This window comes from Halomonas sp. SpR8 (assembly GCF_031010195.1).
Lineage (GTDB): Bacteria > Pseudomonadota > Gammaproteobacteria > Pseudomonadales > Halomonadaceae > Vreelandella.
Genome location: NZ_JAUAMC010000002.1, coordinates 467433 through 479396, shown reverse-complemented (window position 1 = coordinate 479396; position 11964 = coordinate 467433). Strand labels below are relative to the sequence as shown.

Annotated in this window: 10 protein-coding genes; 6 read left to right on the top strand and 4 right to left on the bottom strand. The window is 55.5% G+C overall.

What is annotated here, in order from left to right; all coding sequences use genetic code 11:
- Positions 1-10: 10 nt before the first annotated feature.
- Complete coding sequence (locus QT230_RS05545; RefSeq protein WP_308320587.1) at positions 11-928, bottom strand: ABC transporter permease; 918 nt, start codon at positions 926-928, stop codon at positions 11-13.
- Positions 929-1000: 72 nt separating this feature from the next.
- Entirely contained in the window at positions 1001-2518 is a 1518-nt protein-coding gene (locus QT230_RS05540; protein WP_308320586.1) for an ABC transporter substrate-binding protein, read from the bottom strand.
- 194 nt (positions 2519-2712) lie between these two features.
- Here QT230_RS05540 and QT230_RS05535 point away from each other — a divergent pair, with 194 nt between their 5' ends.
- The 5 genes from QT230_RS05535 to QT230_RS05515 all read left to right on the top strand — a co-directional run bounded on the left by QT230_RS05535 (position 2713) and on the right by QT230_RS05515 (position 7703).
- Positions 2713-3675, top strand: coding sequence for a LysR family transcriptional regulator (locus QT230_RS05535; protein ID WP_308320585.1), 963 nt, complete (start codon positions 2713-2715; stop codon positions 3673-3675).
- A gap of 99 nt (positions 3676-3774) precedes the next feature.
- Positions 3775-4548 (top strand): pseudouridine synthase, encoded by a 774-nt coding sequence (locus tag QT230_RS05530; RefSeq protein ID WP_308320584.1) that lies wholly within the window; start codon positions 3775-3777, stop codon positions 4546-4548.
- A gap of 11 nt (positions 4549-4559) precedes the next feature.
- A complete protein-coding gene (gene tcdA / locus QT230_RS05525; RefSeq protein ID WP_308320583.1) occupies positions 4560-5450 on the top strand; it encodes a tRNA cyclic N6-threonylcarbamoyladenosine(37) synthase TcdA in 891 nt (296 codons plus the stop codon).
- Positions 5447-5665, top strand: coding sequence for a DUF1653 domain-containing protein (locus QT230_RS05520; protein ID WP_308320582.1), 219 nt, complete (start codon positions 5447-5449; stop codon positions 5663-5665). The genes tcdA and QT230_RS05520 overlap by 4 nt, the downstream gene beginning before the upstream one ends.
- A 28-nt stretch (positions 5666-5693) precedes the next feature.
- Positions 5694-7703 (top strand): RecQ family ATP-dependent DNA helicase, encoded by a 2010-nt coding sequence (locus QT230_RS05515; RefSeq protein WP_308320581.1) that lies wholly within the window; start codon positions 5694-5696, stop codon positions 7701-7703.
- A gap of 3 nt (positions 7704-7706) precedes the next feature.
- On the opposite strand, the gene zigA is transcribed toward QT230_RS05515, so the two are convergent.
- Together zigA and QT230_RS05505 are read right to left on the bottom strand one after the other, a co-directional pair.
- The gene (gene zigA, locus QT230_RS05510) at positions 7707-8933 is read right to left on the bottom strand and encodes a zinc metallochaperone GTPase ZigA (protein WP_308320580.1); all 1227 of its coding nucleotides are present in this window, start codon (positions 8931-8933) and stop codon (positions 7707-7709) included.
- 242 nt (positions 8934-9175) lie between these two features.
- Positions 9176-9811, bottom strand: a complete 636-nt coding sequence (locus tag QT230_RS05505) for a methyltransferase domain-containing protein (RefSeq protein ID WP_308320579.1) — start codon at positions 9809-9811, stop codon at positions 9176-9178.
- 566 nt (positions 9812-10377) lie between these two features.
- Here QT230_RS05505 and QT230_RS05500 point away from each other — a divergent pair.
- Positions 10378-11961: a glucan biosynthesis protein G gene (locus QT230_RS05500; protein ID WP_308320578.1), complete on the top strand. Its 1584-nt coding sequence runs from the start codon at positions 10378-10380 to the stop codon at positions 11959-11961.
- Positions 11962-11964: the final 3 nt, after the last annotated feature.

Genomic DNA, 11964 nt, shown 5'->3' with positions numbered 1-11964 from the left:
GTGTTCTCCGTTAGCGTGCGCGCAGGCGTGGGTCGAGGACTGCGTTGAGAATGTCGGCAAGCAGCGTCAGCACGATATAAAACAGCGCAATTATCAGTACGATGGCCTGAACGACCGGGTAGTCGTTGCGGGAAATAGCGTTCCACGCCAGCTGCCCTAGCCCACGTAGCGAAAACACGGTTTCGATGACTACCGAGCCGCCGAGCATGAATCCCAGCTCTACGGCAGCCAGCGCGACTACCGGAATAACCGCATTGCGTAATGCATGTTTGAAGATAACCGTCCCCGTGCGCAGCCCTTTGGCCCGCGCTGTGCGGATGTAATCTGCTTCCAGCACTTCCAGCATGCCGCTGCGGGTCAGGCGCATCATTGCGGGGGTGGCGTAATAGCCCAGCGCAACAGCGGGCAGTACAAAGCCTTGCCAGCTATCGCTGCCTGCAGCAGGAAACCACTGCAGTTTGACGGCAAACACGATGATCAGCGTTAAGCCAAACCAGAAGTTGGGCATTGCCTGACCGGTCACCGCAATCGCCATGGCCATACGGTCTATCCAACTGCCCCGCCTGAGGGCAGCCACCACACCTAGGGGAATGGAGACGCCCAGCGCGATAGCGAGCGCCATCACGCCCAGGGTCATGGTCACGGGCAGGCGCTCGATAACCATATCCATCACGTCACTTTGATAGTAATAAGAGCGTCCGAAGTCGAGCTGCATCGCTCCCCATAGCCAGTTGAAAAATTGCTCAACCACTGGGCGGTCCAGGCCGTAATCAACGCGGATTTGTTCTACCTGTTCGGCGGTGGCCTCGGGGCCGCCAATGGAGAGCGCCAAGTCACCCGAGAGCTGCAGCAGACTAAAGCAGAGAACCGAAATAGTCAGAGCGACGCTAAGCGCTATTAGCGTGCGCTTGAAAACAAATGCCCACATAAAGCATCCCCTCGCTATGGAAGGCTAGCCGTGGGAAGTGCCACGGCTGCCGATAGTTCAAACGTCACGCCGTTACTTCCAGCTTGCCTCGTAAAAGCGCGGTAGTTCGTCGGGGTAAGCGGTGAACTCAAGATCAGCGGTGTGGGCGTAATAGGTGGAGTAGGAGAATAGCGGCGCCCAATACGCTTGCTCGGAGATGCGGGCGAACGCTTTTTGGTAGTGCTCTAAGCGCACATCAGGATCAACCGAGGTATCGGCGGTCTGTAGCCACTCCTGCACCTGGGTATCCTGCCAGAGATCGTCAATACCGCCTGTGAAGTAGACGCTGACGAAGGCCGAGACATCGTTTATAGAGAAAGAGCCCCAGGCTTTGAACGACATATCGGTTTGTCCGTTGCGCTGAAGCTCCAGCAACGCGGGGGAGGTCATAAAGCGCAGGTTGGCATTGATACCTACTGCACGTAGATCGCCAATCATGGCTTCGGCGTAATCCCGTTCACGGTAGGCATGAAGGTCGATATCAAAGCCATCGGCGTAACCTGCTTCAGCGAGCAGTTCGCGTGCTTTTTCGGGGTCATACTCATACTCAATGACGTTTTGTGTTTCACAGCCGAACTGAGTGGGAAAGCAGGGCGCATAGAGCGGTTGACTGCCGCCACGTACCAGGTCGTTCGCGAGGCCTTCCCGGTTCATGGCATGGTTAATAGCTTGGCGTACGCGAATATCATGTAACGGCGAATCTTCTCGGGTTGCCGAGTCCAGGCCGATATAGCCTACGCGCATGGTTTCACCGCCGAGCACGCTAAGCTGGGGCATACTGCCTAACGACTCCGCTTGATCCGACGGTACACGCCAAATCCAATCCACTTGTCCCGACATCAATTGCGCCATACGAGAGTCCGCATCGGCAATCGCCTTGAACTCAATATTGGCGATCTCCGGTCGGCCAATCGGGCTATCGGTAAAATAGTCATCAAAGCGCGTTAAGCTTACGCCATCACCAGGGCGGACATTGGTAATCCGATAAGGGCCAGTGCCCACTGGCTCACGGCTAAAGCCCTCGATACCCACCTCCTGAAAATACTCATCGGGATAAATCGGCATCGGGCCAGAAAGATACTCAAGGGCGGCGGGGAAAGGCTCCTTCAGATGAATGCGAACCTGGTACTCATCAAGCTTCTCAACGCTCTCTATCCAGTCCACATTCTGGCGTGTTACCACCCGTGACTCAGGTGATACCGCATAGTTGAAGGTGAAAACGACGTCGTCGGCGCTGAATGCTTCGCCGTTGTGAAAGGTGACGCCTTCACGAAGTACCAGATCCAAGGTCGAGTTATCGACCCACTCCCACTCTGTCGCCAGACGGGGTTCATACTCGTTGGTTTCAGGGTTGCGATAGATCAGCGTGTCCCAGGCCAGATGGGCGAGAATAACGCCTTCACGCAGATTGTTATGGTAGGGACTAACGTTCTCGGGTTCGCTGTCAGACGCATAGACCAGCGTGTCGTTGGCCTTACCGGCTAATGCGGGTGTCGCAATGCTGAGTAAAGCAAGGGACGTAGCGCAGTAGAGAGTTCTAGATGATTGCATGCCATACCTCGTTTTTTTAATAGAGAAAGGTTATGAGCGTTTGGCGTACCAGCGGGGCTTTTATTGTTAAATGAGAGTGCTGTTCAATGAGCCGCCTTGAATTAAAACTAAGCTATTGATTAGGTATGCCACCAGTGCAATGTTTAGAATTTATCATTGCCGTTTTGGCAATCCTTACGGCGAAGGGGGATACGATGAACCCACGGGTGCTGCAAGAAACGGCGCTACGCTATTTTTTAGAAGTGGTGCGCTGTGGCTCCATCAGCGAAGCCTCGGGGAAGCTTAATGTGGCGCCGTCGGCGATCAGTCGACAAATTGCACGGCTGGAGAGCGAATTAGATACGCTGCTGTTTGAGCGGCGCGCGAGAGGCATGGTGCCCAGTGCCGCGGGCGAGCTGCTGGCGGTGCATGCTCGGCATATGCAGCTTGAAGCCGACCGGGTTGGCAGTGAAATGCTGGCATTGCGAGGTTTACAGCGGGGAAAGGTGCGTCTCGCCAGTTCTGAAGGCTTCGCGGTGGACTTCTTACCTGCAGCAATCGCGGCCTTTCGCGAGCGCTATAGCGGTATTCATTTCCATTTGACGGTGGGGCCGCCTGCGGAAGCGACGCGCCATGTGCGAGAGGGGGAAGCAGATATAGGCATCACCTTCAGCCTCAAGCCAGAAGCCGATATCAATGTCGCGCTTAGGCAGCCCGCACCGATCATGGCGCTGGTCGCTACTCACCATGAGTTAGCCACTAAGCAGTCTATTTCACTAGCGCAGTTACAGCGTTACCCGTTGGCGTTACCTTCACCAGAGACAACGCTGCGTCAGCTGTTTGATATTTGCTGTAGCCGCCAAAACCTGGCATTTGAATCTATTTTTAGCAGCGATTACACCGAATCGCTGATCAATTTCGCCATGCTGGGGGGAGGAGTGGCGCTTGCCGGTGAGATTTCCGTCCGTTACCGCATTCAGCAGCAGCGTGTGGTCGCTATTCCTATCCGCGACCAGGGCATGGACTCGCGTTTTATCGAAGTCCAAACCCTGGCTAAACGCACCCTACCGCGAGCGACTCAGGCGTTCTTGGCGTTTATCAAGGAGCATATTCCTACTGGGCAATTGCCGCTTTCTCCTACTCCGGCAATGTCAACTGCTGATCGCACACCTTCTTAGCGAACGCTGGGGAGAATAGCGTATTGTGCGGATGACATCTGGCTGCCCAGCCGCGACAATAGTGACCTGTTTTGTCGCCAGCTTTTACCTGGGAGCACTATGACGCCACTCAATATCCTTTATCAGGATGAGCATTTAGTTGCAGTGCACAAGCCGTCAGGGCTATTGGTGCACCGCTCTGCGTTGGCGCGTGGCGAAACCGAGTTCCTGCTCCAGCGCCTACGCGACCAGATTGGCAAGCGGGTCTATCCTGTTCACCGGCTGGATCGGCCCACGTCCGGCGTTATGGTGTTTGCCCTCTCTTCAGCAGTAGCAGGCTTACTCAGCGACGCCTTTAGCGAGCGTCAGGTGGAGAAGCGCTACCTGGCGGTGGTGCGCGGTAAAGCGCCGGAGAGTGAACGTTTGGACTACCCGCTGCGGGAAGAGGATGGCACGCGACCCAAGGCGGAGATGCCTGCCATGCCCGCGATGACCGATATTCGCCGTCTGGATAGCGTCGAGCTACCGGTGCAGGTCGACCGCTACCCGGTGGCGCGTTATTCGCTGGTCGAAGCGCGGCCGTTGACCGGTCGACGCCACCAGATTCGTCGCCATCTGTCACGGCGGGGCTATCCGATTATTGGCGATGCCAAGCACGGTAAGAGTGTCCACAACCGCTTTTTTGCCGAACAGCTGGGGGCGCCACGGTTACTGCTGGCGGCCACCTATTTGGCCTTTGACCATCCGCTGTTCGACAAGCGGGTACAATTAAGCTGCGCCCTGGATGACACCATGATCGCGCTGTTTAATCACCTTGGCTGGGCGGGGCACTTGCCGCTGGATAGTCTGCGCACGCCACCCCACACCAAGCCTTCAGCCCTTCAAGTGCTATGAGTGAGTCTGCAATGTCCTCTATTGTGTCATCGAACGAGTTAGCTACTGTCGCCGCAGACTCCGCTTCAAGTGGCTCAGCTTCTACAGACTATGACTTCCGCTTTGGCGGAATTCGTCGCCTTTATGGTCAGCGCGCTGCCGAGGCGTTTCGTCACGCTCACGTGGTAGTGGTTGGCGTTGGCGGTGTAGGCAGTTGGACAGTAGAGGCACTGGCGCGCTCGGGTATTGGCAAGCTGACGCTGATCGATCTGGACGACGTCTGTGTTTCCAACGTCAACCGCCAGCTCCACGCGCTGGATGGCACCATTGGCCAGCCCAAAGTTGAAGTGCTGGCCGAGCGCTGCCGCTTGATTGCCCCCGAAATCGAGATCTTCGCCGATACTGCCTTTGTCACACCTACCAATCTGGCCGAGCGGATTCCCGATGACGCCGACCACGTGGTGGATGCCATCGATAGCGTGATTGCCAAGGCCGCGCTGATTGCCTGGTGCAAGCGGCGCAAAATCCCCATTACCGTGACCGGTGCGGCGGGTGGGCAGACTGATCCCACGCGTATTCAAGTCGCTGATTTGACGCGCACTGAGCACGACCCGCTGTTATCCAAGGTACGCTCGCGGCTGCGCCGGGATTACGGCTTTTCCCGCAACCCCAAACGGCGCTTCTCGGTAGAGTGCGTTTACTCCGACGAGCAGTTGATCTATCCCGGCGCCGACGGTGAAGTGTGTCTACAAAAGCCCGGCAGCGGGGACGCCACGAGATTGGACTGCGCTTCCGGCTTTGGCGCAGCGACCTTCTTGACCGGCACCTTTGGCTTCGTGGCCGCCTCAAAAGTGTTGGAACGCCTCGCCAAGAGAGCCAACCAGCCAGCCGCCGCAAACGCCACTCAAGAGGAAAATGAATGAGCATTCCCGTTCCCGGTATCTACCGCCACTACAAAGGTAATTTGTACGAAGTGATGGGCACCGCCCAACACAGCGAAAGCGAAGAGCCACTGGTGGTTTACCGCGCCCTCTACGGCGACTACGGCCTCTGGGTGCGCCCGCTTGAGATGTTCACTGAAAGCGTGACCAAAGACGGCCACACCCAGCCGCGATTTTCGCTGGAGAAGGCGTTTTAAGCCTGAAATTTGTTAAAAAGGAGCTCACATGACCCCCATGTCACCGCACCAGACGCTGAAAACCGTCTTTGGTTTTGACGACTTTCGCGGCGGCCAGGGGGAGGTGGTGACCAGGGTGTTGGAAGGCCACTCCACAGCAGCGATTTTTGCCACCGGCGCGGGCAAGTCGCTTTGCTACCAGCTTCCTGCGCTGCATTTGCCGCACTTAACCCTGGTGGTGTCGCCGCTGCTGGCGCTGATGCAGGATCAGCTCTCTTTTCTAACCCGCCACGGCGTGGCCGCCGCCAGCATTGATTCCACCCAAGACCGCGAAACGACCCGCGATGTCATGGCGCGCGCCAAAAGCGGCGAGCTGAAGATTCTGATGATCTCGGTGGAACGGCTGAAGAACGAGCGTTTTCGCCACTTTCTACGTCAGGTGCAGATATCGCTGTTGGTGGTCGATGAAGCTCATTGCCTGTCCGAGTGGGGGCATAACTTCCGGCCCGACTATTTGAAGCTACCGGACTACCAGCGCGAGTTTTCTATTCCCCAGGTGCTGCTACTTACCGCCACGGCAACGCCGACAGTGATCGCCGATATGGGCGAGAAGTTTGCTATCGCGCCCGAGAACGTTATCACCACCGGCTTTTACCGCCCCAATCTTGAGCTGCTGGTGTCGCCCGCCATGGAAGATCGCCAGCAGCAGTTGATTGAGTGGTTGAAGCCACAGATGCAGCCGGGTAGTGAAGCGCCGACGATTATTTACGTTACCCTACAACAAACCGCCGAGCAGGTAGCAAAAGCGCTGGCGGCCCAGGGCATTGCCGCCCAGGCCTATCACGCGGGGCTGGATTCACAGCGGCGGGATGAGATTCAGCGCCAGTTTATGAGCGGTGAGTCGCCCTGCATTGTGGCCACCATTGCCTTTGGGATGGGCATCGATAAAGGCGATATTCGCAACGTAGTCCACTATGACCTGCCCAAATCCATCGAGAACTACAGCCAGGAGATTGGCCGGGCGGGTCGCGACGGTCAGCCTTCCACCTGCCTGACCATGGCCGGTCGCGATGGTCTGCGGGTGCTGGAAAACTTTGTTTATGGCGATACCCCAGAATACGCAAGTATCTATCGCCTGCTGGAAGAGATCGCTGCGGCAGGCCAAGCCCCGGATCGCCAGTGGGAGGTGCTGCTCAATACGCTTTCCCGGGATACTAATATCCGCACGTTGCCGCTGAAAACGCTGCTGGTGCGGCTGGAGATGCACGGCATTATCGCCCCGCGCTTTGCGTTTCTAGCCGAGTATCGGCTGCGCTACCATATTGAGCCGAGCGAGCTGGTGAGCCGTTTTGAAGGCGAGCGGGCGGCTTTCGTGCGACTAATCATCGACAACATTCCCATCGCCCGCATATGGGGAACGGTGGATTTTGACCGCCTACACCAGGCGGGGCTGGCGCAGCAGATTGATGCCTCTCGCGCCCGGGTGATCACTGCCCTGGAGTATTTTCAGGACAAAGGCTGGCTGACCCTGGAAGGCAAGCGGATGACCGACGTTTACGAGGTGTGTCAGCCCAACTTTGCCATTGATACTCTGGCGAGCCAGCTGTATGACGACTGCCTCAATCGCGAACGTATCGAAATTGAGCGGCTTCAATCGATGCTGGCGCTGTTTGAATCGGAGAGTTGCCTAACGCGGCGATTGGCGGAGCACTTTGGCGATAGCACTTTTGATTCGCGATCCGACACCGAGCAGGGCCGCTGTGGCCACTGCTCGGTGTGTTATGACCACCCCGTGCGCCTGCCCGATGCGCCGCCACAGCCAGCGCTTTCGGATAACGACTTTCAGCGCTACGCCATGCCGCTGATCGAGCGCCATGGCGAACAGTTCGGCCAGCCGCCCAGTGCACAGCGGCTGGCGCACTTTCTGTGCGGTTTAACCATGCCGGTGTTTACGCCGCTCAAGGCGCGAAGCCTTAACGGCTTCGCGGTCTTTGAGCAGCGCGCCTACCCTGAAGTGAAGCAATGGGCTGAAAGGCATCTGTGCAATATCGTCTCTTAAGTGTCATTCCCATGCCGGAAACGGGTCGGGCAATTGCTTCCACGTCTCCATTCCTTCCAGTAGCTCGGCTTCGCTCAGTAGGCAGGCATCTAGCGCTTCACGCATTTTGGCTTGATCCAGGTTCTGGCCGATAAATACCAGTTCCTGGCGCATATCGCCAAACGGCTCCTGCCACTTCTCCATAATGAACTGGCGAGTTTCGGGATCTTGGGGCCAGCGCTCTTCGGGAATCGCTTTCCAGAACACCCCGGCCGGGCCATGATGGGCGATGCCGCCCGCCTGACTCCATTGGCCTGCGTAGCGCGGACGCGTGGCGAGCCAGAAGAAACCTTTTGAGCGCAACAGGCCTTTACCAAACCACTTCTGACTCAGCAGGTCGTGGAATTTCTGCGGATGGAAAGGACGGCGAGCGTGGTAAGCGAAACTGCCAATCCCGTACTCTTCGGTCTCTGGCACATGCTCGCCGCGCATCTCTTTTAGCCAGCCGGGTGCTAGCTGGGCGCGCTCGAAATTGAACTTGCCGGTATCCAGTACTTTATCCAGTGGCACGCCGCCTTGGGTGATCGGTACCAGCTCCGCGTCAGGGTTAAGTGAACGTAAAATGGCTTTTAAAGCGTCCAGCTCCTTGTCGCTAATCAGGTCGGTCTTGCTGATCAGCAGCACATCGCAAAACTCGATTTGATCGACCAACAAATCGGCGACGTTGCGCTCGTCGTCTTCTCCTAGGCTTTCACCGGCTTCTGCTAGGCTTTGCGCTTCGCGGTACTGCTCAAGAAAGTTGGCGCCATCGACGACGGTGACCAGCGTATCCAGCCGCGCTACTTGGGAAAGGCTCTGGCCGCTTTCATCTTCAAAGGTAAAGGTTTCCGCCACAGGGAGTGGTTCGGAAACTCCGGTGGATTCGATTACTAAATAATCAAACTTGCCTTCTCGTGCCAACTGGCTGACTTCTTCTAACAAGTCTTCACGTAGGGTGCAGCAGATGCAGCCGTTGCTCATCTCCACCAAGCGTTCTTCGGAGCGATTCAAGGCCACATCGCCATCCAGCGTCGACTCGCCAGGGCCGCCGCGCACCAGCGCGCCATCAATGTTCACCTCGCTCATATCGTTAACGATCACCGCCACCCGACGACCTTCACGGTTGGCAAGAATATGGTTCAGCACGGTGGTTTTACCGGCACCAAGAAAACCCGAGAGCACAGTCACGGGGAGTGGAGAAAACACGGTCATTGCTAGGTCACCTCTAAGCGGGTTTTTATAAACGGCTTTATGTTATGTGATAATATAACAATAAAGAGGTGTTTAGAGAAACAGTTGTTTTCCAGTGCTGGAAGCGGAGGGCTAAGGCGTTCAGTGCTTAACAGAGGCTGTTGGCATTTGGCGCCTCTTCGTATGGAAGAACGGTACAGGCTAAATAGAGTAGCCAACCTATATGGCCATCGCTAGCAAATCAATAGTGCTAAAAGGTCGCATCATTGGTGACTAGAGGGTGCAGGCTTGGCTGCGAGTAGGGCGCGAAATAACCCGTCCATAAGTACCGGCTCGTCGTAGTGGATGAAGAATCCTGCCTCCGTGAGCAGTGGCCGCGCTTGGCGAGTAATATCAGTTGCAAGTGTTGATGTCAGACTATTGAGGAGACGTCTACCCATCCCTGCTGGCTGGCTATCGGGCTGGAATTTGTCCATAACGCATAGTTGTCCGCCGGTTTTTAGCACGCGGTATGCTTCAGCAAGTCCTTGCTGCGGGTTAGGCATAACTGCGATTATCAGATGCATGATGACGACGTCAAAGTGCTCGTCGGGGTAGTTGAGCGCCTCGGCATCCATAACACGGCACTCCACGTCACGGCGCAGTGCTTCCGCCCGTTTCGCCGTACGCTTTATCATGGCGGGAGCGATGTCAGTAGCGTGTACTTCAATATCGTGGGGTAGAAAAGGCAGGTCTAACCCCGTTCCAGCTCCCACCAGCAGAACACGCATCCCTGGTTCCCAGTCTACTTGACCAAGTGCAATGCGCCGTGGTTTTCGAAATGCACGGGCGGCTATCGCATCATAAAACGGTGCGTAAGCGGTATAGCGCAGTCGGTTCCAAGCGGTGGTGTTGAACATAGCGCCGCTCCCCTTTGACGTAGACGGTTGCCGCCGTTTATCGGGTGTCGGTTACCTATAGCATGAACGCTGTGGTTCAACCAATAGGCCGTCTGTTCTGTTTGGCTGCTTTATTTGCTAACTTTATTTTTCTTATGTGATTTTTGGTACTTTTTTGATCTTCCTTTAACTGCTGAAATGTTTTCGCAGCGCTGGCTCATTTAGCCTAGGCAGATGTAGATGTGCCGCATCTAGGATTTGCGTGAGCGCACCCACCACATTACTGTCTATAATAGACAACCTCCTTTTTATAGTGCTTTTCACGCGGTTAAGCGTGTTTAGACGATTCTAATTTTTTGCCCCACTCTTTTTAGAAGTCCAACCCGTCAAAGTGCCAAGTAGCCTAGACTCATGCTATACCTAAAATGTAATCTCATCTTTACATGCGCGCATGGTGTGAGTCTTAGCGATGGCGAGCAATAGCAGTAAAACGCATTTAGCTGATCGAAAGGACGCTATGGTATGTCGACTCGGCAAATAAGCGAATTTGAATCTAGTCAAAGGATTGTACAGGAGCATTACGCTAAATGAGTGGATCGACCCCGCGAAGTAAACTGTCACGCCGCAAAGGTTTTTTTTTACTAGCCGTTCTAGGTGGGCTGCTGGTTGGAGGCCTCCCTCATGAAGCTTCTGCTTTTGGCTTCGATGATGTTGCTCAAAGAGCAGAGGAGCTAGCTCAGCAGGGCTACCATGCCCCAGAAACGTCGTTGCCCAATGAACTGCGCGAACTCAGCTATGCGGAGTATGCGCAAATACAGTTTAAGCGAGATCGCGATGTATGGAGTGGTAATGACGTCCCTTTCACACTGAGCTTGATCCATGAAGGGATGCATTATGACAGTGCCATCCAACTTAACAGTATTGATGAGGAGGGCGAGGTTCATGGCTTTGCTTACAATCCAGACGACTATACATACGGTGATTTAGATATCTCCGACGACGTTAAGCATAGCGACGGACTGGGTATCGCCGGCGTCAAGATCAATTACGCTCTCAATGGTGATGATCCTAATGAGGTGATGGTATTTCTCGGGGCAAGCTTTTTTCGCGCTGTTGGCAGAGGGCAGGTTTATGGTCTTTCAGGGCGTGGTTTGGCCGTTGATACGGGATTGCCTTCGGGTGAAGAGTTCCCGCGTTTTACAGAAATGTGGATCGTCGAACCGAACCCAGAAAGCCAGTACTTAACGATTTTCGCCCTGCTTGACTCGCCTAGCGTTACCGGCGCCTACCGCTTCGTGTTACGCCCCGGGGAAGGCACTTTAGTCGACGTTCAGTCGCGGCTATATCTACGCCGGGCAGTCGAGAAGCTGGGAATAGCACCGCTAACCAGCATGTACCTTTACGGCCCGGAGCAGCCTTCATCGACACAACACTATATTCCCGCAATCCATGACTCGAATGGCCTATTAATCGATGATGCGCAGAATGGCTGGCTGTGGCGCCCGCTGGCCAATCCGGCGAGGTTGATGATGAATCAACATGCAACGCCTCAGCTACGCGGTTATGGCCTGATGCAGCGTGGTCACAATTTTCGCGATTATCAGGATATTGACGCGCGTTATGATCTACGCCCAAGCGCTTGGATTGAGCCACTCAACGAATGGGGGGCGGGGAGCGTTGAGTTGATTCAGATTCCGACAGACAACGAGACCAACGATAACATCGTATCGATGTGGCTAGCTGATGAACCCCCTCAGCCAGGAACACCGCTGGCATTCGATTACCGTATTACGTTCACCGCCAATGAAAGCCGTCATCTGGATCCTCAGCTTGCCTGGGTTGAAGAGACTCGTCGCTCTCGGGGAGAAGTGATTCGCGATGACCTTGTGCGTGAGCCCGACGGCACCCTCGCTTTCGTCCTTGATTTTGTCGGCCCCTCGCTTGCCGGTATCGGCAGCGATGCCAATATGAGCGTTGAGGCAAGCGTGGGTGATAATGGCGAATTAGCCGCTAGCCGCGTTGTGCATAATCCAGCCACTAACGGGTGGCGTGTGTTTGTCAACGTGAAGCGCAATAATGGCAGCCAGCCTTTGGATATCAGGGCCAAGCTGATGCTTGATGGCGAGCAAGTATCCGAAAATTGGTACTACAGGCTGCCCGCCAATGGCTGAAAT